This is a genomic window from Streptomyces griseorubiginosus, assembly GCF_001514195.1.
GTDB classification, from domain to species: Bacteria; Actinomycetota; Actinomycetes; order Streptomycetales; family Streptomycetaceae; genus Streptomyces; species Streptomyces griseorubiginosus.
In genome coordinates this window covers 376,692-399,156 of record NZ_KQ948734.1, presented here as the reverse complement: position 1 = coordinate 399,156, position 22,465 = coordinate 376,692, and the positions used below count along the sequence as shown (strand labels likewise).

19 protein-coding genes and 1 riboswitch are annotated in these 22,465 nt (G+C 71.3%); of the genes, 10 read left to right on the top strand and 9 right to left on the bottom strand.

Annotated features, from left to right (window positions below):
• Positions 1-51 precede the first annotated feature (51 nt).
• Positions 52-468, bottom strand: a complete 417-nt coding sequence (gene icmB, locus AQJ54_RS01855; RefSeq protein WP_062023527.1) for a coenzyme B12-dependent isobutyryl CoA mutase small subunit — start codon at positions 466-468, stop codon at positions 52-54.
• Between the two features lie 504 nt (positions 469-972).
• On the opposite strand from icmB, the gene AQJ54_RS01850 reads away from it, so the two are divergent.
• Positions 973-1,842 (top strand): lipase family alpha/beta hydrolase, encoded by an 870-nt coding sequence (locus AQJ54_RS01850; RefSeq protein ID WP_062233169.1) that lies wholly within the window; start codon positions 973-975, stop codon positions 1,840-1,842.
• Between the two features lie 317 nt (positions 1,843-2,159).
• Positions 2,160-3,722, top strand: a complete 1,563-nt coding sequence (locus AQJ54_RS01845; protein WP_062233166.1) for a M23 family metallopeptidase — start codon at positions 2,160-2,162, stop codon at positions 3,720-3,722.
• A gap of 281 nt (positions 3,723-4,003) precedes the next feature.
• On the opposite strand, the gene pcrA is transcribed toward AQJ54_RS01845, so the two are convergent.
• Positions 4,004-6,487: a DNA helicase PcrA gene (gene pcrA / locus AQJ54_RS01840; RefSeq protein ID WP_062233163.1), complete on the bottom strand. Its 2,484-nt coding sequence runs from the start codon at positions 6,485-6,487 to the stop codon at positions 4,004-4,006.
• A 416-nt stretch (positions 6,488-6,903) separates the two neighbouring features.
• Positions 6,904-7,049: riboswitch (cyclic di-AMP (ydaO/yuaA leader) on the top strand.
• Positions 7,050-7,057: 8 nt separating this feature from the next.
• Here pcrA and AQJ54_RS01835 point away from each other — a divergent pair.
• On the top strand, positions 7,058-8,215 hold the full coding sequence (locus AQJ54_RS01835) for a C40 family peptidase (protein WP_062233160.1): 1,158 nt from the start codon (positions 7,058-7,060) through the stop codon (positions 8,213-8,215).
• 100 nt (positions 8,216-8,315) lie between these two features.
• The gene (locus tag AQJ54_RS01830; protein WP_062233156.1) at positions 8,316-9,299 is read left to right on the top strand and encodes a tellurite resistance/C4-dicarboxylate transporter family protein; all 984 of its coding nucleotides are present in this window, start codon (positions 8,316-8,318) and stop codon (positions 9,297-9,299) included.
• Here the strand turns inward: AQJ54_RS01830 and AQJ54_RS01825 are convergent.
• Positions 9,277-9,630 carry a hypothetical protein gene (locus tag AQJ54_RS01825; RefSeq protein WP_062023515.1) on the bottom strand — a complete coding sequence of 118 codons (354 nt, stop codon included), beginning with the start codon at positions 9,628-9,630 and terminating at the stop codon, positions 9,277-9,279. The two genes, AQJ54_RS01830 and AQJ54_RS01825, sit on opposite strands and share 23 nt — an antisense overlap.
• Before the next feature lie 454 nt (positions 9,631-10,084).
• On the opposite strand from AQJ54_RS01825, the gene AQJ54_RS01820 reads away from it, so the two are divergent.
• Positions 10,085-11,146, top strand: a complete 1,062-nt coding sequence (locus tag AQJ54_RS01820) for a C40 family peptidase (protein ID WP_062233154.1) — start codon at positions 10,085-10,087, stop codon at positions 11,144-11,146.
• Positions 11,147-11,198: 52 nt separating this feature from the next.
• On the opposite strand, the gene AQJ54_RS01815 is transcribed toward AQJ54_RS01820, so the two are convergent.
• On the bottom strand, positions 11,199-11,918 hold the full coding sequence (locus AQJ54_RS01815; RefSeq protein ID WP_062023511.1) for a LuxR C-terminal-related transcriptional regulator: 720 nt from the start codon (positions 11,916-11,918) through the stop codon (positions 11,199-11,201).
• On the bottom strand, positions 11,915-13,243 hold the full coding sequence (locus tag AQJ54_RS01810; RefSeq protein WP_174856912.1) for an ATP-binding protein: 1,329 nt from the start codon (positions 13,241-13,243) through the stop codon (positions 11,915-11,917). Before AQJ54_RS01810 ends, AQJ54_RS01815 begins: the two co-directional genes overlap by 4 nt.
• Before the next feature lie 142 nt (positions 13,244-13,385).
• Here AQJ54_RS01810 and AQJ54_RS01805 point away from each other — a divergent pair, with 142 nt between their 5' ends.
• Together AQJ54_RS01805 and AQJ54_RS01800 are read left to right on the top strand one after the other, a co-directional pair.
• Entirely contained in the window at positions 13,386-14,849 is a 1,464-nt protein-coding gene (locus tag AQJ54_RS01805) for a PspC domain-containing protein (RefSeq protein WP_062233151.1), read from the top strand.
• Complete coding sequence (locus AQJ54_RS01800) at positions 14,836-15,099, top strand: hypothetical protein (protein ID WP_062233148.1); 264 nt, start codon at positions 14,836-14,838, stop codon at positions 15,097-15,099. The genes AQJ54_RS01805 and AQJ54_RS01800 overlap by 14 nt, the downstream gene beginning before the upstream one ends.
• 52 nt (positions 15,100-15,151) lie before the next feature.
• Here AQJ54_RS01800 and AQJ54_RS01795 read toward each other — a convergent pair whose 3' ends face one another.
• Together AQJ54_RS01795 and AQJ54_RS01790 are read right to left on the bottom strand one after the other, a co-directional pair.
• The gene (locus AQJ54_RS01795; RefSeq protein ID WP_062023505.1) at positions 15,152-15,682 is read right to left on the bottom strand and encodes a DoxX family protein; all 531 of its coding nucleotides are present in this window, start codon (positions 15,680-15,682) and stop codon (positions 15,152-15,154) included.
• 259 nt (positions 15,683-15,941) lie between these two features.
• Complete coding sequence (locus AQJ54_RS01790; RefSeq protein WP_062233145.1) at positions 15,942-17,240, bottom strand: hypothetical protein; 1,299 nt, start codon at positions 17,238-17,240, stop codon at positions 15,942-15,944.
• A gap of 220 nt (positions 17,241-17,460) precedes the next feature.
• Here AQJ54_RS01790 and AQJ54_RS01785 point away from each other — a divergent pair, with 220 nt between their 5' ends.
• Positions 17,461-18,360 (top strand): DUF4429 domain-containing protein, encoded by a 900-nt coding sequence (locus AQJ54_RS01785; protein ID WP_062023501.1) that lies wholly within the window; start codon positions 17,461-17,463, stop codon positions 18,358-18,360.
• A 134-nt stretch (positions 18,361-18,494) separates the two neighbouring features.
• Here AQJ54_RS01785 and AQJ54_RS01780 read toward each other — a convergent pair whose 3' ends face one another.
• Positions 18,495-19,301 carry a class II aldolase/adducin family protein gene (locus AQJ54_RS01780; protein WP_062023499.1) on the bottom strand — a complete coding sequence of 269 codons (807 nt, stop codon included), beginning with the start codon at positions 19,299-19,301 and terminating at the stop codon, positions 18,495-18,497.
• A gap of 139 nt (positions 19,302-19,440) precedes the next feature.
• On the opposite strand from AQJ54_RS01780, the gene AQJ54_RS01775 reads away from it, so the two are divergent.
• Positions 19,441-19,908 carry a pyridoxamine 5'-phosphate oxidase family protein gene (locus AQJ54_RS01775; RefSeq protein WP_062233142.1) on the top strand — a complete coding sequence of 156 codons (468 nt, stop codon included), beginning with the start codon at positions 19,441-19,443 and terminating at the stop codon, positions 19,906-19,908.
• 18 nt (positions 19,909-19,926) lie between these two features.
• Here AQJ54_RS01775 and guaA read toward each other — a convergent pair whose 3' ends face one another.
• A complete protein-coding gene (gene guaA / locus AQJ54_RS01770) occupies positions 19,927-21,501 on the bottom strand; it encodes a glutamine-hydrolyzing GMP synthase (RefSeq protein ID WP_062233139.1) in 1,575 nt (524 codons plus the stop codon).
• A gap of 315 nt (positions 21,502-21,816) precedes the next feature.
• Here guaA and AQJ54_RS01765 point away from each other — a divergent pair, with 315 nt between their 5' ends.
• Positions 21,817-22,071 carry a chorismate mutase gene (locus AQJ54_RS01765; RefSeq protein WP_062023493.1) on the top strand — a complete coding sequence of 85 codons (255 nt, stop codon included), beginning with the start codon at positions 21,817-21,819 and terminating at the stop codon, positions 22,069-22,071.
• The last annotated feature ends 394 nt before the right edge of the window (positions 22,072-22,465 follow it).

Here is a 22,465-nt window from a genome sequence, read left to right as displayed (position 1 = left end):
GCCCGACAGCGACCTCAGGTACCCCCGCAGACCCACCCGGACGCCGTACGCCTACGCCCCCGCCGGCCGCCGCACATTCTCCCGCACCCAGTCCACAATCGCCTGCGTAGTCGCTCCCGGCGTGAAGATCTCCGCGACGCCCTTCTCCTTCAGCGCCGGGATGTCCGCCTCCGGGATGATCCCGCCGCCGAAGACGAGGATGTCCTCCGCTTCCCGCTCCTTCAGCAGGTCGATCACCGCGGCGAAGAGCGTGTTGTGGGCCCCGGAGAGGATGGAGAGGCCGATCGCGTCGGCGTCCTCCTGGATCGCGGTGGCGACGATCTGCTCGGGAGTCTGATGGAGCCCGGTGTAGATGACCTCCATGCCCGCGTCGCGCAGGGCCCTCGCGATCACCTTGGCTCCACGGTCGTGCCCGTCGAGCCCCGGCTTGGCCACCACCACGCGGATCGGACCGGCTGCCACACCCATCACTGCCTCCATGAAGCGACTGCGTACCTACCGACTAGTACCGCACAGACCGGGAATGTGAACGGACGTTGTCGCCGCCATACCGCGACCGGCTGTTTCCGATGGTCATCGAGGGGGAAATCAGATGGTGGGACACGTTCGGGAGCCGCAACGTGGTCGTCGCACCGCCGCGCCGCAGTCTGCGCGCCACGGCGGTGCGGCGCACCGGCGACGGCACGAAGGGCATGCAGGACAGGTAAGGCACGTCACCGGCGCACTACCAGCACCACGGACACCGTCCGCCCGACAAGGACAAGCACGAGTACAAACCGCAACAACAGCACCGCCCCCATCCTCGGCACCGCCGGACCGTCCGGCGCCCCCGGAACCCCGCGCCGCACGCCGCACCCGCCCCGCGAGCCCCACTCGCGCTCCGTCGACGCCGATGACGACCTTCGCCGCGGCTTCCCACGAGCGCACACGGGGGACGGAGCTGTCCTCCCGTGTGCCGACAGGAGGTCGGCCATGAAGGTCACCAAGGCGGCGCTGCCCTTTCTCCCCCTCTGCCAGCGCCTGCTGCCCGGCAGACTGGCGGGACTCTCCCTGGCCCTCCTGAAAGCGACCGCCCTGGAGATGGCGATCCTCGCGGGCCACCTCCTCCTCTACCCCTCCGGTATCGCCCAGGAGCGCCGCTCCGCGCTCCCCCCGCTCCCCTCCCCGGAGGACGGCGCCGCCCAGCTGCCGACCGAGGCCAAGCCGCCGGTCGTGCTGCTGCACGGCTTCATCGACAACCGCTCCGTGTTCGTCCTCCTGCGCCGCAGCCTCGCCCAGCACGGCAGGCAGCAGATCGAGTCCCTGAACTACTCCCCGCTGACCTGCGACATCCGTGTCGCGGCGGAGCTGCTGGGCCGGCACATCGAGGGAATCTGCGAGCGCACGGGCAGCCGACAGGTCGATGTCGTCGGGCACAGCCTCGGGGGTCTCATCGCCCGGTACTACGTGCAGCGCCTGGGCGGCGACACCCGGGTCCGCACGCTGGTCACCCTCGGCACGCCGCACTCCGGCACCCGGGTGGCGCCACTGGCGAACGCGCACCCGATCGTGCGCCAGATGCGCCCCGGCTCGGAGCTGCTGGAGGAGCTCACCCAGCCGGCTCCGGGATGCCGTACGCACTTCGTGAGCTTCTGGAGCGACCTCGACCACCTGATGGACCCGCTGGATGCCGCATGCATCGACCACGCCGACCTGCTGGCGGAGAACGTCCGGGTCAGCGGGATCGGCCATCTCGCCCTGCCTGTGCACCCCGCCGTGGCGAGCGGCATAAGGCAGGTGCTCGACACCGCGCGCCCCGGAGAGGAGACGGTGGGCCGCACCGGCGGACTGACCGTGGCGTAACGGCCGTAAGGGCTACAAGGGCCGCAAGGGGCCGTAAGAGTCATAACGGACAGCAGGTGCAGGGTGTCGACAGGGCGCCAACAGCCCGCCGACAGCCCTCAGGCCACCAACCGACATCGAACAACTCTCGAACACAGGGCCAAACTCCCGCCCGCCCTCCCCCGAAACACGGCCGAATGCCCGTTTCCTGCGCGCCCGAAACCAGTTGAAGATTGTCGCGCCCGCGTACCGCCGGGTACAGTCGCCGCACTGCTCTGGCAGCCCCTGTTGTCGAGGCGAAAGAGAAGTTGGTGAACGACCGTCACCCGTCGGGGACAATGACCACCCCGGCTCCGGCTTCCGACGCCGACTCGTCGCCCTATGCGTCGTACGGCTCCCAGGAGGCCCAGTACGGCGACTTCACCACGTACGGCGGTTACGACGCCACTGGTTTCCCGGGCTCGGACACCTCAAACGCCACCGGCACCTTCGAGACGGATCCGCTCTTCGGCAACATGCCGGGCGACGGCACCGGTTCGTACGACACCTCCACGTGGAACACCGGCGGTCACCAGACCCTGAACTACGACATGTACGCGGCCCAGCATCACGCCGCCTACGACACCGGCGCGTACGACGCCACGCAGTGGGGCGGCGACCAGCAGCACCTCGGCGCGATCCCCCCGCAGTCGGGCAGCCCCGACCACAGCGGTGAGTGGGACGCAGGCGCCTGGCAGCAGCTCGACCCCTCCGCGCACCAGGCCGACCGGACCCAGCAGTGGGAATGGGGCACGCAGGCCTTCGACACCGGCGCGTACGACGCCACGCAGTGGAACTCCGACGGCCCGGCGGCCGACCCGCAGGCGACGACCACGTTCGAGCAGGCCGGGTACGACGAGGGCCACGCGTTCGATGAGGGCCATGCCTACGACGAGACCCACGCCTACGCCGAAGGCCACGCGTACGACGAGGCGAATCCTTACGGCGACGGCTACGCCGAACACACCTCGCACGACGGCGAGTCCACCGACACCGCCCTCACCGGCACCGGCGAGATGCCCGCCGTGCACGACATCGACGGCCGGCTCCTGGACGACCAGGAGGAGGCTTACTCGGCCGAGGCGGCGCCCGCCCCGGGCTCCCGCGTCGCCGCCCGCACCGCCAGCCGCTCCCGCCGCCGTACGCCCGCGAAGCGCTCCGCGCTGCTGACGATCGCCGTTCCCTCGGCGTGTGTCATGGGGGTCGCCGGGATCGCCGCCGCCTCGGTCGGCACGCTGACCGGCGGCGAGCAGAGCACCGCGAAGACGCTGGCGGACCCGACCGCGGTCAAGCCGTCCGTCGCGAACGACAAGCTGGACACCCAGCTCGAGAGCCTCTCGGCCGGCGCCGACGACTTCGCCGACCGGGCCAGCCGTACCCAGGAACGCATCGACCTCAAGGCCCAGCAGGTGGCCGAGAAGAAGAAGGCGGCGGAGGAGGCGGCCCGCAAGGAGCGGCTGCGCCCGAAGTTCGCCCTCCCGGTCGCACAGCGCGGTCTCAGCGCCTACTTCGGGCAGGCCGGCGTCAACTGGATGTCCGTCCACACCGGCATCGACTTCCCGGTGTCGTACGGCACGACGGTGATGGCCGCGACCGACGGCACCGTGCGCACGCAGTGGAACAGCGCGTACGGCAACATGATGGTCGTGACGGCGAAGGACGGCACGGAGACGTGGTACTGCCACCTCTCCAGCTACCGCGTCTCCTCCGGTACGACGGTCAAGGCCGGCGACCCGATCGCGTACTCGGGCAACTCCGGCAACTCGACCGGCCCTCACCTGCACTTCGAGGTGCACCCGGCGGGCGGTTCGGCCATAGACCCCCTGCCGTGGCTGCGCAGCCACGGGCTGGACCCGACGTAACCCGACCCGCGAACAAGCCCGGGCCGTACGCAACTTGAGCAACCGGCCAGCGGGCGTACGCAACCCAAGCCACCCGCCGACCGGACCGGACGTAACCCAAGCCACCGGCCGACCGGACCGTAAGCGACCCGCGCCCCCGCCGGCCGGATACGTGCAACCCCAGCCTCGGCCGACTGTGCCCATCGCAAACCCAGCCTCGGCCGACCGGACCAGCGGGCATCCTCGCCACGCCAAAGGGCCGGACCCGAGCAGAACCCCGGTCCGGCCGCCTTTTCGCGGAGCTACAGCTTCTCCACCGGCGCGTACCGCAGCAGCAGCCGCTTCGGCTTGGCTTCGCCGAAGTCGATGGTCGCCTCGGCGTTGGCGCCGGTGCCCTTGACCCCGACCACGGTGCCGAGCCCGAACTGGTCGTGGGTGACCCGGTCGCCGACGGCCAGCGCGACCACCGGCTTCTCCGAGGTCCGGCGCGTCGCGAAGCCGGACGCACCCGACGCCGAGGACCGCGACCGGGACGAGGACAGCGAGGCGGCGATGCCCGAGACCGGCCCCGCGGGAGCGGCGGTCGCCCCCGTGCGCTTCCAGTCGACGTGCTGCGCCGGGATCTCCTCCAGGAAGCGGGAGGGCGGGTTGTACGACGGCTGCCCCCACGCACTGCGCAGGGAGGACCGGGTCAGGTACAGCCGCTCACGCGCGCGCGTGATGCCGACGTACGCGAGCCGCCGCTCCTCCTCCAGCTCCTTGGTCTGGCCGAGGGCGCGCATGTGCGGGAAAACGCCGTCCTCCATGCCGGTGAGGAAGACGACCGGGAACTCCAGGCCCTTGGCGGTGTGCAGGGTCATCAGGGTGATGACGCCGGAGCCGTCCTCGTCCTCGTCGGGGATCTGGTCGGAGTCGGCGACGAGCGCGACCCGCTCCAGGAAGTCGGAGAGCGAGCCGGTCTCCTCGCCCTCGCCGGACTCCTGCTCGAACTCCAGGGCCACGGCGGCGAGTTCCTGGAGGTTCTCGATGCGGGTCTCGTCCTGGGGGTCGGTGGAGGCCTGCAACTCGGCGAGATAGCCGGTGCGTTCCAGGACGGCTTCCAGGACGGTCGCCGGGCCCGCGCCGGACTCGACGATGGTCCGGAGCTCCTCCATCAGCACGTTGAACCGCTTCACGGCGTTGGTGGAGCGCGCGGCCATGCCGTACGCCTCGTCGACGCGCTTGAGCGCCTGCGAAAAGCTGATCTTCTCGCGCTGGGAGAGCGCGTCGATCATCGCCTCCGCGCGGTCGCCGATGCCTCGCTTGGGCACATTGAGGATCCGGCGCAGCGGCACCGAGTCCTCCGGGTTGGCGAGGACGCGCAGGTAGGCCAGGACGTCCCGGACCTCCTTGCGCTCGTAGAAGCGGACGCCGCCGACGACCTTGTAGGGCAGGCCGACGCGGATGAAGACCTCTTCGAAGACACGGGACTGCGCGTTGGTGCGGTAGAAGACCGCGACATCGCCGGCCTTCGCGTCGCCCGCGTCGGTGAGACGGTCTATCTCGTCGGCGACGAACTGCGCCTCGTCGTGCTCGGTGTCGGCGACATAGCCGGTGATGCGCGCGCCCGCGCCCGCGTTGGTCCACAGGTTCTTGGGGCGGCGTGACTCGTTGCGCTCGATGACGGCGTTGGCGGCGGTGAGGATCGTCTGGGTGGAGCGGTAGTTCTGCTCCAGGAGGATCGTCGTCGCGTCCGGGTAGTCCTCCTCGAACTGGAGGATGTTGCGGATGGTCGCGCCGCGGAAGGCGTAGATCGACTGGTCGGCGTCACCGACGACACAGAGCTCGGCGGGCGGCAGGTCGTGCTCGCTCGGCGGTACGTCGACGGGGTGCTCGGAGGTGCCGACCAGCTCCCTGACCAGCGCGTACTGGGCGTGGTTGGTGTCCTGGTACTCGTCGACGAGGACGTGCCGGAAGCGGCGGCGGTAGTGCTCGGCGACGTCCGGGAAGGCGCGCAGCAGGTTGACCGTGGTCATGATCAGGTCGTCGAAGTCGAGGGCGTTGGCCTCGCGCAGCCGCGACTGGTAGAGGGCGTAGGCCTGGGCCAGGGTCTTCTCGAAGCCGTCGGCGGCCTGGGCGGCGAAGTCCTCCTCGTCGATCAGCTCGTTCTTCAGGTTGCTGATCTTGGCGCTGAAGGACTTCGGCGGGAACTTCTTGGGGTCGAGGTCCAGGTCGCGGCAGACCAGGGCCATCAGACGCTTGGAGTCGGCGGCGTCGTAGATCGAGAAGGAGGAGGTGAACCCGAGCTTCTTCGACTCCCTCCGCAGGATCCGCACGCACGCGCTGTGGAAGGTCATCACCCACATCGCGTTGGCGCGCGGGCCGACGAGCTGCTCGACGCGCTCCTTCATCTCGCCCGCGGCCTTGTTGGTGAAGGTGATCGCGAGGATCTGGCCGGGGTGGACACGGCGCTCGCCGAGGAGGTGGGCGATGCGGTGGGTGAGCACCCGGGTCTTGCCGGAGCCGGCACCGGCCACGATGAGCAGCGGGGTGCCGGAGTGCACGACGGCGGCGCGCTGGTTCTCGTTCAGCCCGTCCAGGAGCGCGGCGGCGTCCAGCACCGGGCGGGGGGCGCCGTCGCGGTAGTAGGCGTCCCGGTCCGGGGGCACGTCGAACTTCCCGCCGAACAGGTCGTCCGGAACGGGTTCCGGCACGTGGTCGTCCTCGGGCGGCGGCGGGGGTTCCTCCGCGTGCCCGCGAGGGGCCTGGAGGTCCGCCAGGAAGCTGTCGTCAAAGAGGCTGCTCATCGCTCTCCGAGTCTAGGGTGCCCCACTGACAGCCCGCCGCCGCCCTGAGAACATCGCCGGAATCGGGGACGCCCCGCGCCCGGCGCCCAGGCCCCGGTGCCTCCCTGCCCGCTCGCCCGACGGCGGCCCAGCACCCTCCGACACCTCTCCGACACGTTCCGTGACCCACCGGGCACACACCGCGGCCGCGCCGGAACCGCCCTTCCCCCACCTCGCGAACACGCCCCGGAAAAGCACTCAGCCGCGTCGCATCACCGGCGCCGAGCGCCAGGCACGCACCCCTGACCGAAGGTCACGAAAATGTATCGGGCATATCGAACATCAACCTTCACAGGGGCCGCACCAGTTGGCTACCGTTCCCGGTAGGCCGTACGACCCCCTCCGGCGAACGTCGCCGGGCCGCGCGGCCTCCGCCGAGTCCGACAGCGCCGCCGCGCGCCCGGAGCCGGGGACCCACCGAACCCGGGGTGAATCGGCCGACTCCCGCCCACGGGAGCGCCGTAGGGCAACCCTTCCCGCCCGAACCCGACAGCTAACCCGGTAGGCGGAGCACGGAAGGAGTCGCCTCCTTTGGCGTCGCACCGCAAGTCGCGTCCCGCTGGTACGCGCGTGGCAGGCATACGGACCCCGGCCCTCGCGACGGCCGCCCTGACCTCCGTGGCCCTGCTGTCCCAGTCGGCGAACGCCGCGCCGGCCGACGACCGGCCCAGTCTCGAAGAGGTCGAGAAGAAGGTCGACGACCTGTACCGCCAGGCCGAGTCGGCGACCGACACCTACAACGCGGCCAAGGAGCGGACGACCAAGCAGCGCAAGCAGGTCGACACCCTCCTGGACGACGTCGCGCGGCGCACCGAGAAGCTCAACCAGGCGCGGGAGGAGCTCGGTTCCTTCGCCGCCGAGCAGTACCGCACCGGGGCCGCCGCGCCCGGCACCGCGACCTTCCTGCTCGCCGACACCCCGCAGGACTACTTCGACCAGACACAACTGATGGGCCGCCTCACGAGCCGTCAGAAGGGCGCGGTCGACGACTACGTCTCCGAGCAGTCGGCGACGATGAAGAAGCGTCAGGAGGCCTCCCAGAGGCTCCAGTCACTCACCGAGACGCAGAGCGACCTGAGGACCGCGAAGGCGACCGTCCAGAAGAAGCTCGCCGACGCGCGCGAGTTGCTGTCGGAGCTGACGGCCCGGGAGAAGGCCCGCCTCGCGGCGATCGAGAAGGCGAAGCAGGAGGCCGCGGCACGCAAGGCGGCGGAGCTGGCCCGGCAGCAGGCGGCCGCGGAGAAGGCCGCGCAGGGGGCGGGTCAGGAGGCGGGCCGGCAGGAGAGCACATCGAGCACCGGCACCTCGACGGCGACCGACCCCTCGTACGCGACCAGGGCCGCCAAAGCCCTCGCCTTCGCCCGCGCGCAGATCGGCAAGCCCTATGTGTGGGGCGCCACCGGCCCCGGCTCCTACGACTGCTCGGGCCTCACCCAGGCCGCCTGGAAGGCCGCCGGCGTCACCCTCCCCCGCGTCACCTACGACCAGGTCAACGCCGGCACCACGGTCCCCCTGGCCGACGCCCAGCCCGGTGACCTGGTCTTCTTCTACGACGGCATCACCCATGTCGGCCTTTACATCGGGAACGGCATGATGATCCACGCCCCCAAGCCGGGCGCGTACGTCCGCGAGGAGTCGATCTACTACGACGGCGAGTCGGCGATCCACAGCGTGGTACGACCGGCCTGAGGTCCCGTGGCGCGGGCGGCCCTCCTGCGCCCGCGCGATTCCCCCACGCGCGCGTGCGCGCCCCGCTCGCGACGGGCGCGGGGCTTCCTAGCATCGGTCCATGGCCGGTACCTCCCCGCACTCCCCGTTGCGCGTCTGGTGGACGCAGCGCCCGCCCGCCGCCGGGGCCGCCGTGCTGGCGACCGGCATCCTGTCGGTCGGACTGCATCTGACCGGCTACGAGACGCTGTCCCGGATCGCCCTGGTGATCGACTGCGTGGCCTGGCTGGGACTGGCCGCCGAGTTCGCCGTACGACTGCTGCGGGAGCGCGCCCGATGGGCCGCGGAGGCCGGGACACCGGGCGCCCTGACGGCGGTGGCGGCGACCACCGTCCTCGGCACCCGCTTCTCCGCACTCGGCCGGCAGTCCCTGGCCGAGGCGCTGCTCGCGCTGGCCGCGCTGCTGTGGCCGGTGCTGATCGTGTTCGTCGTGAGCCACTGGACGCGGCGGATGCCCGGCGGGGTGTTCCTGGGCTGCGTGGCGACCGAAGGCCTCGCGGTCCTCGGCGCCACCCTCGCGGCGGCCGAGTCGGCGGCCTGGCTCGCGCACACCGCGCTCGTGCTGTTCTGGCTCGGTCTGGTCCTGTACGGCGTCGCGCTCTTCCGTTTCGACCCGGGCCAGGTGCTGGAGGGTCACGGGGACCACTGGATCGCGGGCGGCGCGCTCGGTATCTCGGCGCTGGCCGGCGCGCAGCTGATCGTCGCGGACAGGGCGCCCCTGTACCTGTGGAACGACGACGACCTGGGCGTGCTGCGCGCGGTGACCGTCACGCTGCTGGTGCTGGACCTGGCCTGGTACGCCGTGCTGCTCGGGGCCGAGTGGGTGCGGCCGCGGCCGCGCTACGACGTGCGGCGCTGGGCCACCGTCTTCCCCATGGGCATGTCCGCCGCGGCGACCCTGTCGGTCGCCTCCGCCGTGGACGTCTCCTGGCTGAAGGTGCCGGGTGAGGTGCTGCTGTGGATCGCGGTGGCGGCCTGGCTCGCCGTCACCGTGGGAGCGGTCGCCGAGGCGCGCGCCGCTCTCAGGTCCACAGGACCGCGATGAAGACGTTGGCCGTGGTCAGCGCGCCGACCAGGCCGAACAGTCCCTTGTCGATCTTCTCGTCGTCGCGCTTCACGTAGACGAGTCCGAGGATCACGATCAGCAGGGCCAGCTTCACGCCGATCTTGATGTTGTTGACGTGCTGGTCGTCGGCCTGGTTGAGGCCGACCAGGATCACCCCGGTGACCAGCATGGTCGCGGCGCCGTGCAGCATCGCGGGGACGAACCGGGCGGCGCCCTGGCCCATCGCCTTCATCTGGGTGAGGAAACCGCCGAGCAGCGAGGCGATCCCGATGATGTGCAGGCCGACGAAGAGATGGATGAGTACGTCCATGGGGCCGGAGCCTATTGCGGTCCCTTAGGAGCGCCCGCACCGCCCCCGTCGGAGAGCGTGCATATATGCGGCCCGTAGCACTCCAAACCTCCGGAGCGGCAGAAAATCCCGACTTCGGTCAGCCCACCACGCGAAGTCGACGACGGCACCCCGGGATCGCGGTCACCTTCGGTCACCAGTCGATTACCTGACGGCACTTCCGCACAACGCGTTACCTCCCGGACACACCCAGGTTTAGCGTCCTCCACCAGGTGACCGGCTCCCCACCGCCGCCCGGGCCAGGGGCGGCAGTCGGCCACCACCGCCGAGAAGGTCCGGCGGCGGTCCGCTCCCCCTGTGTGGGCCGTCGCCGGACGCGCACACCGCCCCGGGCGGTCGTACGGCCGCTCCCTCCTGGCGTCCGTACGTCCCCGGGTCCCGGGGCGGCGGTCGGACGAAAGGACGTGCAGTCCACGTGGCAGCGCACCGCAAGCCCCGTCAACGCTCGGCCGGCGGCCATACGGTCCGTACGGCGGCGACGATCGCCCTCGCCGGGGCGGCGACCGCGGCGGGCTTCGACGGGACCGGACACGCCGAGCCGCAGCTCACGCCCACGCAGGTCAAGGCGAAGGTGGACCAGCTCTACCAGGAGGCGGAGACCGCCACCGAGAAGTACAACGGCGCGAAGGAGAAGGCGGAGGCCGCCGAGACCCGGCTCAACGCCCTGCGCGACCAGGCGGCCCGCAGGACCGCGCAGCTCAACGAGGCCCGGGACGGCCTGGGCGCGATCGCCGCCGCGCAGTACCGGGGCGGCGGACTCGACCCCGCTATGCAGCTCGCCCTCTCCGACGACCCCGACCACTACCTGGACGGCGCCGAGTTCGTCGAACGGGCCGGCAGCAGACAGGCGGCCTCGGTGGCGAACGTCCGCCGGCAGCTGCGGGAGATCGAGCAACTGCGCGGTGCCGCACACATCGAGCTGGACGCGCTGAAGTCCCGTCAGGCGGAGCTGAGGCGCCACAAGAAGACGATCACCGGGAAGCTGGAGGCGGCCCGCCGCCTGCTCACTCAGCTGCCGGCCGGGGAACGCGCGGGGGTGGGTGAGGCCGGGGCTCGCGCCTCACGTGACACGACGGGCGCACGCCAGGGCCTGACGACACCCGCCGCGGCCCTCGCGCAGGCCCCCAACTCCCGTGCCGCGGCGGCCGTCTCCTACGCCTACTCCAAGCTCGGCAGCCCCTATGTCTGGGGCGCCACCGGCCCGGACGCCTTCGACTGCTCGGGCCTCGTCCAGGCCGCGTACCGCTCCGCGGGCATCTCCCTGCCCCGCACGACCTACGCCCAGATCGACGCCGGCCGGCGCGTCTCCCGCTCCGAACTCCTCCCCGGCGACCTCGTGTTCTTCTACTCCGGCATCAGCCATGTCGGCCTCTACATCGGCAACGGCATGATGATCCACGCCCCGAACCCGTCGGCACCGGTACGGGAGGCGCCGATCGACGAGATGCCCTTCGCGGGAGCCACCCGGGTGGTGTGAGCGGGCCCCGACGAGTGAGGCCCGGACGAGTGCGCCCCGGACGCGCGCGGGGTCAGACCAGTCGCCGTGCGGTCGCCCATCGCGTCAGCTCATGACGGTTGGACAGCTGCAACTTCCGCAGGACTGCCGAGACATGGGACTCGACCGTCTTCACCGAGATGAACAGCTGCTTGGCGATCTCCTTGTAGGCGTAGCCCCGCGCGATGAGCCGCAGCACCTCGCGCTCGCGCTGGGTGAGACGGTCGAGGTCCTCGTCGACCGGTGGGGCGTCGGTGGAGGCGAAGGCGTCCAGGACGAAGCCCGCGAGCCGCGGGGAGAACACCGCGTCGCCCTCCTGGACGCGGAAGACGGAGTCCACGAGGTCCGTGCCCGTGATCGTCTTCGTCACATAGCCGCGCGCACCGCCCCGGATCACCCCGATCACGTCCTCGGCCGCGTCCGAGACGGACAGGGCGAGGAAGCGGACGGGCTGCTCGGGGTCGGCCATCAACGGGGCGCAGCGGCGCAGCACTTCGACCCCGCCGCCGCCCGGGAGGTGGACGTCGAGCAGGACGACCTCGGGGCGGGTCGCGGTGATGACGGTGACGGCCTGCTCGACGTCCGCGGCCTCCCCGACGACCTCGACACCGGTCTCCTCGGTCCGGCCGATCTCGGCCTGGACGCCGGTACGGAACATCCGGTGGTCGTCGACGAGGACCACGCGCACGTGCCGCCGGCCCGCTCCCCCCGCGGGCTCCACGGGTTCGGTGTTCGCCTCGGTGGGGTCACTCATGACGTCTTCTCCGCCCTCTCCATCTCCAGCTCGACCTCCGTGCCGCCGCCCGGCACCGCGCGCAGCCGGGCCGTGCCGCCGTGGCGCTCCATGCGGCCGATGATCGATTGTCTGACACCCATCCGGTCGGCGGGTATCGAGTCGAGGTCGAAGCCGGGACCGCGGTCCCGGACGGACACGAAGACCGTCCTGCCCTCGACTTCGGCGTAGACCTGTACGGCGCCGCCCTCGCCACCGTACTTGGCGGCGTTGACCATCGCCTCGCGCGCGGCCTGCATCTGCGCGCCGGTCCGCTCGTCGAGCGGGCAGTCCCCGACGACCACGACCTCGATCGGGACGCCGTGCTTGTCCTCCACCTCGGCCGCATTGCGCCGCACCGCGTCGGCGAGATCGGTGGGCTCGTCGGCCTCGTCCTTGCCGGTGCCCTCGGGTTTGTAGAGCCAGGTGCGCAGGTCGCGCTCCTGGGCGCGGGCGAGGCGACGGACCTCACCGGGGTTCTCCGCGTTGCGCTGGATCAGGGTGAGGGTGTGCAGCACGGAGTCGTGGACATGGGCGGCGACCTCGGCGCGCTCCTGGGCACGGATGCGCATCAGGCGCTCCTCGGAGAGGTCCTGGGTCATCCGGACGAGATACGGCCCCGCGAGCAGCGTTATCCCTACGAGGACCGCTAGGGCCGCCTGGAGGACGGAGCCGAGGTGGGCGGCGGAACCCTGGAGGACGAAGACCCCGGAGACACCCGCGGTGACGAGGAGGACACCGCCCGCGGCACGCAGCAGGCTCAGGGTGCGCCGACGGCGGCCGACCTCCATCCAGCGGGCCCGGCGGGCATTGTCCGCCTGGCGCCAGACGAGGGCGACACCGGCGCCGACGAGGACGGCCGGCCAGAGGTACGCCTTGGCCCCGTTGCCCACATTGACGTTGCCGACGAAGACCATGGCCACGACGACCATGAGCAGCAGGGCCACGATCTGGCCCCTGTCGGGGCGGCGGGCGACCAGTCTGCGGCGGCCGTCCGGCGAGGTCTCCGTCGTGACCAGGGACGGGGGCCGCTGTCCACCGACCCCGCCGACGCCGAGCGGCACGAAGAACCAGAACGCGGCATACAGCAGGGCACCGAGGCCGTCCGCCATGAACAGGCCGACGAAGACGAGCCGCACCCAGATGACGGGCAGCCCGAGATGCCCGGCGAGCCCCCGCGCCACACCACCCAGCCAGCGTCCGTCGCTGCTGCGGTAGAGCTTGCGCGGCGGCCGCGGTTCGACGAGGGGCGCTGCTGCGGCTTCCGGCATGCCATCGATCGTCACACGGCCGGGGTGCGGGGGCATCAGGGTTGGCCCCCGAGACTCCCCTGATCTTCGAACGGCGCGCCCTCCGAACACCTCCCTCCCCCCTCTCAGGGCCGATATCAGGGTCCGGCCAGGGTCGTTCCGACTCCCGCCGGGCCCTCCCGCCCGTCACCATGGACACATGACAGATCACCAGCACGCCGCGGCCTCCGGATCCGGCGGAGGCCCGGACCGGAGCACCGGCGCCGGCCTCGGCGCGGGCGTGGGCGCGGGCGCGCACAGGGAAGAAGAAGGAGGCACGGCACCCCCCACAGCCGCACACGACACCGGAAGTCCCACCCGCGAGCCCACCACGGAGCCCGGCCCTGCCCCCGCTCCCCTCTCCTTCCGGCGCGACCGGCGGCACAAGCAGCTCGCCGGGGTGTGCGCCGGGCTGGGGCGGCAGTGCGACATGGACCCGGTGATCTTCCGGATCACCCTCGCCGTGCTCTCGGCGACGGGCGGCATCGGCCTCATCTTCTACGGCTTCGCCTGGCTCCTGGTCCCGTACGAGGACGAGGACGAGAACGAGGTGCGCAAGCTCCTCACCGGCCGGGTGGACGGCCAGGCCCTGACCGGAGTGCTGTTCGCCCTGGTCGGCTGCGGAGTCTTCCTCACCATGCTGAGCAACACCGGCGTGCTGACCTTCGCCCTGGTGCTCTCCCTGCTCCTCGCGGGCGCCGGCTACTGGTCGCGCAACCGCGGCACCCCCGACCCGGACCCGCTCTCCGCGCAGGCCGTCGCCGACGCCCCGCCGGAGGCCCAGGCACCGCCGGTACCGGCCGGCTCCCCTTCCTGGTGGCGCGACCCCATCGTCAAGGACGGCACCCATGTCGGCGGCACGGGCTATCTGTGGGGGCCCCTGGACTCCCGCGACCGTGACATCGCGGCGGCCGTCAACATCGGTCTCGGCACCCCGTGGAACCGACGTGAGGACCTCCGCGCGGCCTACACCCGGCCGCCCAAGCCCCGCGGACCGCGCTGGATCGGCGGCTGGATCTTCCTGTTCGCCCTGCTGGCGGGCGGCCTCGCCACCGGAGCGACCTGGGAGCACCACCCGCTCGGCACGAGTCTTCAGACCGGCCTGGCCTGCGCGCTCATCGTCTTCGGCGTCGGCATGGCCATCAGCTCCTTCCTGGGCCGCACCGGAGCGGGCTCGCTCTTCCTCGCCGTCATCACGGCAGGGCTGCTGGCCACCTCCGCGGCCCTGCCGAAGGACATCACCACGCACTGGGTCCGCACCACCTGGAAACCGGCGGCGGTGACGGAGGTCCGCCCGGAGTACGAACTCGGCACCGGCGTGGGGACCTTGGACCTGAGCAAGCTGGACGTGGCCAAGGGCCGGACCGTGACGACCCATGCCGACGTGGGTGTCGGCCGGCTGGTGGTGATCGTGCCGCCGGACGTGACCGTGAAGGCGAGCATCGACGTGGGAGTGGGCGACATCCAGCTGCCGGGCGACGACCAGCGGGACGTGGACGTGCAGCCCGGCAAACGCAAGGAGGTCACCCTGCCGGCGACCTCGGACGGCAAGAACGCCGGCACCGTCGACCTGGATCTGCGGGTCGGCATCGGACAGGCGGAGGTGAGCCGTGCTGCGTCATGAGTTCCAGCCGGGAAGACTGGTCGCCGGCGCCTTCCTGACCCTCGCGGGCATCACCTACGTCGGGGACGCGGGCGGCGCCTGGGACACACCCTGGTTCGCCGTGATCCCGATGGTCGTGGGCGGCCTCTGCCTGGCAGGCGCGGTCGGACTGCTGACCCGCGCGATACGCGGCCGCCGCGCCAAGCACCGCACGGGCACGGAGGCACCCCCGGAGGTGGAGGAAAGGGCACAGCCGCCCGCATCGCACTGACGACAGGGGAAGCTACCGGTCGCCTCGCCACCGGTAGCTCCGCCGACCGGAGCTACCGGTACCCTCCCGCCCGCTGCCGTCGTCGGGCCCGCAAGGCGGCGTCCACGGAGAACACGGAGGCACCCGCGAGCACGAGCGGCAGCCAGGCCATCAGGTAGGCGAGATCGTTGCCGTAGTAGTAGGGATCGGAGGCCCAACTCACCGTCAGCCACAGACTGAGCGAGATCAGCGCACCGCCCAGTGCGGCCAGGCGTGCCAGGATGCCGAGCAAGGTGCCGATGCCTACGGCGAGTTCACCGAAGGCGATGGCGTAACCGAACCCGACGGGATTCTTCAGAGACAGGTCGACGAGCGCGGGAATCGCGGAGGAATCCCGCACGCTGCGCATCATGTCGCCGATGGAGCCCGAGCCGGAGTCCTTCATGAAGGCACTGTCGGTCAGCTTGTCCAAGCCGGCGTAGATGAAGGTGACGCCCAGGAAGATGCGCAGGGGAAGCAGGGCGTACTGGCTGATGCTGTCCCGCCAGGACCGTGCCTCGTCGTAATAGGGGGCGTGCGTGTCCGTACGAAAACTATGAGTCATCGCTCCGAGCCGCCTCTCACCAGCGAGCCGAGACCCCTCACAAGACGATACGCATGGAGGGGCTGCGCGGCTCAATCCGGTGCGGAGGAGTTTTCGAGAGCGCCGGAGGGGGTGCCGGGTTCGGTTGCCGGGCGAGTGCGGGTGCGTCGTGGCCGGTCGCGCAGTTCCCCGCGCCCCTGGGGAGTTGCAGTCCGACTGCGTCATGACCGGACCGTCGGCCACCGTGCCCGCCCCCACCGAACCCGCACCCAAGCAGCGATCAGTCCGTCACGTCGATCGCATACCGGTTCGTCTCCACCCCCGCCGCAGTGACCACCTGCACCTCCACCCGGCCCGCCTCCACATCCGCCGGCACCGGCACGGTCAGTACGTCGTCCGCCGGGTTGCTGAAGCCACCCGCGACCGGCACCAAGGGCACCTGCACGTTCACCGTGCCGATCCGCACCACCATCCGCGCCAGCCGGTCCGCCCGCTGCGCCCCCGGCGGCACGAAGCCGGCGCCGCGGATCTCGATGTCGTCGCCGGTGCGGATCGGGCCGTCCAGATCGCCCGCCTCGCGCGACCGCACCACGGAGAGGATCACCGGCCGCCCGCCCTCCGCGTACTTCCCCGCCACATAGGTCGCCGCCGACACCAGCACCACCACCGCGAGTCCCCACGGCAGGTCCGGCAACTGGTCCGGCCGCCGGGCCAGTCGGACGGCCGCGAACAGCAGCGCGACCCCGCCGATCACGACGTACTGGATGTCGGCGAAGCTGCCCCGCCCGGAGTCGTCGGTCAGCAGGTCCGCCGCCCGCGGGCGGTCCGCCCGTACCTTCTGGAGCCGCTGCCCCAGCACCCGCAGCCCGACCACCCGCCGTACCAGCACGGCGATCCCGCACACCACGGCGAGCACGGTCACGACACCCGCGCCCCGGGCCAGTTCGAGCCCGGAGATCAGCGTGTCCCGTTCCGTGCCGGAGGAGGCCGCGGCGAGCCGTCCCACCAGGACCAGCACCGCGTACGCGACGAACAGCACCCACGCCACGGCGACCGCGCGTGACGTGGAGAGCCGGTTGTCCTCGCCGATCACCGGCGCGAGCACCCCGCCCCGGGCCCGGTGGAACCAGGACGCGGCGGTCAGCGAACCGGCCACCACCAGCGCGGCCAGCAGCCCCGCCGTCCGCGCCGCGGTCCACCCCGCGCCGATCGCCGTGAGCGCCTGGACGAGCACCAGCACCACGACCGCGGCCCACACCGCACCCGCCGTACGACGCCACAGCCGGGCGAGCCAGGCCGCGCCCTCGGCCCGTCCCCGCTCGGCCACGAGCTCCGCGGACTGGGTGAGTTCCGCCGAGATCCACTGCCGTGAGGCCGACGCCGAGTGCGCCACGGCGGCGGGCAGTCCCTGCCCGGCGGCGAACTCGTCCCGCTTCAGCAGGAACTCCGCCACCGCGCGCCGATGCCCGGTCCGCGCCCCGTGCGGACAGTCCCCGCAGGTGCAGCCACCGTCATGCGCACCCCCGGACACTCCGAACGCACCGCCGTCCGCGCCCTGTCTCGCTTCCTGCACCGCCACGCCCGACGCCCGCCTTCCCAAGACTCCTGGACCTTCGGCCCCACATGACCTCACGGCCGACCGGCCGCACCACCCGCTGAAGCCCCCGGACAACTCCCCCGTGATGACAGCGAATTGTGCCCTACGGCACACCCCCAGGACCCGGCAGGTCCGGTCCGCGCAAGTGAAGCGACGGGTGAAGCGGGCCCCGCCGTGTTGACCCGGCTGCGAGAATTTGCGTATGGCCGAGATCATCCAGCGTGACGGGACCTGGGTCTTCGACGGCACAACGGTCAGGATCACGCCGGGACTCCACCGTTCCGTACCACTGTTCCGGCAGACGTACGGCGAGATCGCCGTGCCCCTGGAGGCCATCGCGGGCGTGGCGTTCGAGCCGGAGCGCAAGCGCGGCCGGCTCAGGATGCGGCTGCGCGAGGGCGCGGACCCCCTCCTGCACGCGACCGGCGGACGGCTGCCGGACTCGGCCGATCCGTACCGGCTGGTCGTGGACGTCGACCGCGCCGGGGTCGCCGAGTACGTGGCCGAGGAGATCCGCCGGTCCCTCCTCCTCGACCAGATCCCCAAGGAGCCGACGAAGACGTATCTGCTCCCCGGCCCGCCGGTCCCGGTCTCGGTGCGCTCCTCCGACGGCACGGTCTCCTTCGACGGCATCCAGGTCCGTATCGACTGGGCCGACACCTCCGACCGCGTCAAGCGCGCGACCGGCCCGCGGATCATCGACGTGGGCGACCTCGTCCAGGTGGAGTGGCTGCCCAACTCCGGTTACGAGGACGGGTTCATGCGGTTCGTGACCCGTGAGACGTCGTTCTCGAAGCTGCCGCCCGAGAAGGACCCGTACGCCCTCGACCTGTGGGGCAGCACCCGCCGCGACCTGCTCACGGCGCTGGTCGCGACGGCGGTCACGGCCCGGCTGCCGCACCCGTCCACCCGGGGCGGCCTCGAGTACGACGACGAGCGGGCCCTGCGGCCCCGGCCGACGGCGTCGGCCCTGCCGCCGGCGGCCGACCACCACGACGTACTGCTGCGCAGGCTGCGGGAGCTGGGCGAGCTGCACCGCGAAGGGGTGCTCACGGACGAGGAGTTCGCGGCGACGAAGGCCGCCGTGTTGCGGGGTTTTTGAGCTTGGTCCCGGCCCCCGGGACCGCTGGCTCAGCAGACCCGAACCGCTGGCTCAGCAGACCCGGACCGCTGGCTCAGCAGACCCGGACCGCTGGCTCAGCAGACCCGGCTCGCTAGCTCAGCAGACCCGGCTCGCTAGCTCAGCAGATCCGGCTCGCTGCGGCTGATGTCCTGCCACATCGGCTGGTAGTTGATCCACGCGACCAGGTCCCCGCCCAGCTGTTCCCGCGTCGCCACCGCCGCCCGGTGGTCGATGAGCACGGGGCGGCCCGCCGCCCGGGCCGTCAGCTGGACCTGGCTGGAGCGTTCCATCGAGATGAACCACCAGGCCGCCGCGTCCACCGAGTCCCCGACGGTCAGCAGCCCGTGGTTGCGCAGCACCAGGGCCTTGCGGGACCCGAGCGCGGTGGCGATCCGGCGGCCCTCCTCGGCGTCCACGACGACCCCGGTGTAGGTGTCGTACAGCGCGTGGTCCTCGTAGAAGGCGCAGCTCTCCTGGGTGATCGGGTCGAGGAGTTCACCGAGGGCGGCCAGCGCCCGGCCGTGCACGGAGTGGCAGTGGGCGACGGCCACGACGTCGGGGCGGGCGGCGTGCACCTGGGAGTGCACGGTGAACGCGGCCTGGTTGACGTGGTGGCGGCCGTCGATCACCTGGCCGTCGGAGTTGGCCAGCACCAGGTCGCTCACGGTGACGTGCTTGAAGGGCATGCCGAAGGGGTTGACCCAGAAGCAGTCGGTGAACTGAGGGTCGCGGGCGGTGATGTGTCCGGAGACGCCGTCCTCGAAGCCGAGCCGTCCGAAGGTGCGCAGCGCGCCGGCGAGCCGCTCCTTGCGGTGCCGGCGTTCCTCCTCGACGGAGTCGTGCATCGGCGGCATCGCGAACTGGAGCTTCTCGGTGGGCACGGGCATCGGCGGAGTCGGCCCGAGGGGTGTCCCGTGCATCTGTTCCTCCAGCACTGGGTTGCTTACGGGGCGGAAGTTACCGTCGGGCAGCGCAGGAGAACAGGGGTGGTTTGTAAAGATGGCGCACACAGCGGATACCGGACAGAAGATGTCGGGTATGGGCGGAAGACTGCACGGTATGAACTGGGCAGACTTCTCCTCCGCGGAACCCGACCTTGCCAGGACCGTGGAGCAGCGCTTCGGCGCCTTCACGCACCACACTCTCGCGACCCTCCGCAAGGACGGCTCTCCGCGCACCACGGGCCTGGAGGTCCGCTTCCTGAACGGCGAACTCTGGCTCGGCATGATGCCGGACTCACGCAAGGCGCGGGACCTGCTGCGTGACCCGCGGTTCGCGCTCCAGGCCAACCCCGGCGAGGGCCAGACCCTGGGCGGCGGAGACGTCCGGATCAGCGGACTGGCCAGGGAGGTCGCCGACTCCGCCGTCAAGGCCGCCTACAGCGAAGAGGTGGAACCGCCGGAGCCGTTCCACCTCTTCCGCACCGAGCTGACGGAGGTCGTGCGGACCTACGTCGAGGACGACACGTACCTCGTCGTCCAGGTCTGGAAGCCCGGAGAGCCGGTGCGGACTCTCAAGCGGACCTAGGAAGACCTACCGGGAGGCCTACTCCCACTCGATGGTGCCCGGCGGCTTCGACGTCACGTCCAGCACCACGCGGTTGACGTCGGCCACCTCGTTGGTGATCCGCGTCGAGATCTTCGCGAGGACGTCGTACGGCAGTCGCGACCAGTCGGCCGTCATGGCGTCCTCGCTGGACACCGGGCGCAGGACGATCGGGTGGCCGTAGGTGCGGCCGTCGCCCTGGACGCCGACCGAGCGGACGTCCGCGAGCAGGACCACCGGGCACTGCCAGATGTCCCGGTCCAGGCCGGCCGCGGTCAGCTCCTCGCGGGCGATGGCGTCGGCGTCGCGCAGCAGGTCCAGGCGCTCCTTGGTGACCTCGCCGACGATCCGGATGCCGAGGCCGGGACCCGGGAAGGGCTGCCGCTGGACGATCTCGTCCGGGAGCCCCAGCTCCTGGCCGACCATCCGGACCTCGTCCTTGAACAGCTTGCGCAGCGGCTCGATCAGCTGGAACTCGAGGTCCTCGGGGAGGCCGCCGACGTTGTGGTGCGACTTGATGTTGGCGGTGCCGGTGCCGCCGCCGGACTCGACCACGTCCGGGTAGAGCGTGCCCTGGACGAGGAACTCCACCGCCGGGCCCTCGTCCGCGATGATCTCGGCCTGGGCCTGCTCGAAGACCCGGATGAACTCCCGGCCGATGATCTTCCGCTTCTCCTCGGGGTCCGAGACCCCCTTGAGAGCCGTGAGGAAGCGCTCCTCCGCGTCGACGACGACCAGCTTGACGCCGGTCGCGGCCACGAAGTCCTTCTCGACCTGCTCGGTCTCGCCCTTGCGCATCAGACCGTGGTCGACGTACACGCAGGTCAGCTGGTCGCCAATGGCACGCGCGACCAGGGCCGCGGCCACCGCGGAGTCCACGCCGCCGGACAGACCGCAGATCGCGCGCTTGTCGCCGACCTGCTCTCGAATGAGAGCTACCTGCTCCTCGATCACATTGCCCGTGGTCCAGTCGGGCTTGAGCCCGGCACCCCGGTACAGGAAGTGCTCCAGGACCTGCTGGCCGTGCGTGGAGTGCATGACCTCGGGGTGGTACTGGACGCCGTAGAGCTTCTTCTCGTCGTTCTCGAAGGCGGCGACCGGGACGACGTCCGTGGACGCGGTCACGGTGAAGCCCTCGGGGGCGGCGGAGCAGGCGTCGCCGTGGGACATCCACACCGACTGCTCGTCCGGGGTGCCCTCGAACAGGGTCGAGCCGGACTTCGAGACGTGCAGCGGGGTGCGACCGTACTCGCGGGCGCCGGTGTTGTCGACGGTGCCGCCGAGGGTGGTGGCCATCAGCTGGAAGCCGTAGCACATGCCGAATACCGGGACGCCGGACTCGAAGAGCTCGCGGTCCAGGCGCGGGGCGCCCTCCGCGTACACCGACGAGGGGCCGCCGGAGAGGATGATGGCCGCCGGGTTCTTGGCGAGCATCTCCGCGACCGGCATGGTGCTCGGCACGATCTCGCTGTAGACCCGGGCCTCGCGGACACGACGGGCGATGAGCTGGGCGTACTGCGCGCCGAAGTCGACGACCAGGACGGTGTCGGGGGCGGCTGGGGTCGCTGATGACACGGGTTGCCTTCCGGCGGTGAGCGAGGTGTGTGTGGGGCCGAGTCTACCGGGACCCGCGGGCCCCGACCGGGGCCGAGCCCGGTCTCAGGATGCGAACCGGGTTGGACAGCGCCGCGGGGCCCTGCATACTGCTCCCATGCTCACGCAGACGACCTCCCTGTTTACCTATGGCATCCGGCCCGCCGGCTGCCATGGTCGTGCCGCTTGAGCAACTGACAAGCGACTTCCCAGGCGCCCCGGGCCGACAAGGTCCGGGGCGCCTGGTGTTTTCCGGATCCTGTCGCTCCGGGGCACCCACCTCACCAGGAGCCCCACGTGACCGTCACACCCGAAGCAACCATCGCGGACGCCCGTGAGCGCATCGACGCGCTCGACGACCGGATCATCGGCCTGATCCAGGAGCGGATGGCCGTCTCGGCCGTCGTCCAGCAGACCCGGATCGCCTCCGGCGGACGGCGGGTCCACCTCGCGCGCGAGATGGAGATCCTCGGCCGCTACCGCGAGGCGCTCGGCAAGCCGGGCACCCCGCTCGCCATGACGCTGCTCGAACTGTGCAGGGGTCGCATCTGAGTTCGGGCACCGCCTCACCCGTACGGCGCGTGACCGCCGCGCCCAGGTCCTCGTTGGTCGTGGTGTCCGTGCCAGCCAGGGGCGGGCCCGACAGAACCACGCGTGGCTCGCTGGAGCGATGAGACGTACGGAACGTGCCGTGCGTCGTGGGACCTCGCTCCAGTAGTGACCGGACGGCAGGGGACAGCAGCCCGGTCACCCAAGAGAACGGCCGGCTCCGGGGACGCCCGGGGCCGGCCGGCGGGACAAGTACCGGCACCAGGCTGGGTCAAACGGTTGCGGAGGCCGCGCCCATCCAGCACGATGCCTAGAAAGCCCCCAAGTCCCTCCGCAGACAACCGCATTCGTCTTGTCTCGCCTTGCCCCGCCGCATTGCCAGAGGTCATTGCCAGAG

Coding starts and splice junctions, on each gene's coding strand:
- AQJ54_RS01850 (WP_062233169.1), top strand. CDS start 973: ATGAAGGTCACCAAGGCGGCGCTGCCCTTTCTCCCCCTCTGCCAGCGC.
- AQJ54_RS01815 (WP_062023511.1), bottom strand. CDS start 11,918: ATGAGTGACCCCACCGAGGCGAACACCGAACCCGTGGAGCCCGCGGGG.
- AQJ54_RS01775 (WP_062233142.1), top strand. CDS start 19,441: ATGAACTGGGCAGACTTCTCCTCCGCGGAACCCGACCTTGCCAGGACC.
- pcrA (WP_062233163.1), bottom strand. CDS start 6,487: ATGAGCAGCCTCTTTGACGACAGCTTCCTGGCGGACCTCCAGGCCCCT.
- AQJ54_RS01830 (WP_062233156.1), top strand. CDS start 8,316: ATGGCCGGTACCTCCCCGCACTCCCCGTTGCGCGTCTGGTGGACGCAG.
- icmB (WP_062023527.1), bottom strand. CDS start 468: ATGGGTGTGGCAGCCGGTCCGATCCGCGTGGTGGTGGCCAAGCCGGGG.
- AQJ54_RS01810 (WP_174856912.1), bottom strand. CDS start 13,243: ATGCCCCCGCACCCCGGCCGTGTGACGATCGATGGCATGCCGGAAGCC.
- AQJ54_RS01795 (WP_062023505.1), bottom strand. CDS start 15,682: ATGACTCATAGTTTTCGTACGGACACGCACGCCCCCTATTACGACGAG.
- AQJ54_RS01780 (WP_062023499.1), bottom strand. CDS start 19,301: ATGCACGGGACACCCCTCGGGCCGACTCCGCCGATGCCCGTGCCCACC.
- AQJ54_RS01805 (WP_062233151.1), top strand. CDS start 13,386: ATGACAGATCACCAGCACGCCGCGGCCTCCGGATCCGGCGGAGGCCCG.
- AQJ54_RS01845 (WP_062233166.1), top strand. CDS start 2,160: ATGACCACCCCGGCTCCGGCTTCCGACGCCGACTCGTCGCCCTATGCG.
- AQJ54_RS01785 (WP_062023501.1), top strand. CDS start 17,461: ATGGCCGAGATCATCCAGCGTGACGGGACCTGGGTCTTCGACGGCACA.
- AQJ54_RS01825 (WP_062023515.1), bottom strand. CDS start 9,630: ATGGACGTACTCATCCATCTCTTCGTCGGCCTGCACATCATCGGGATC.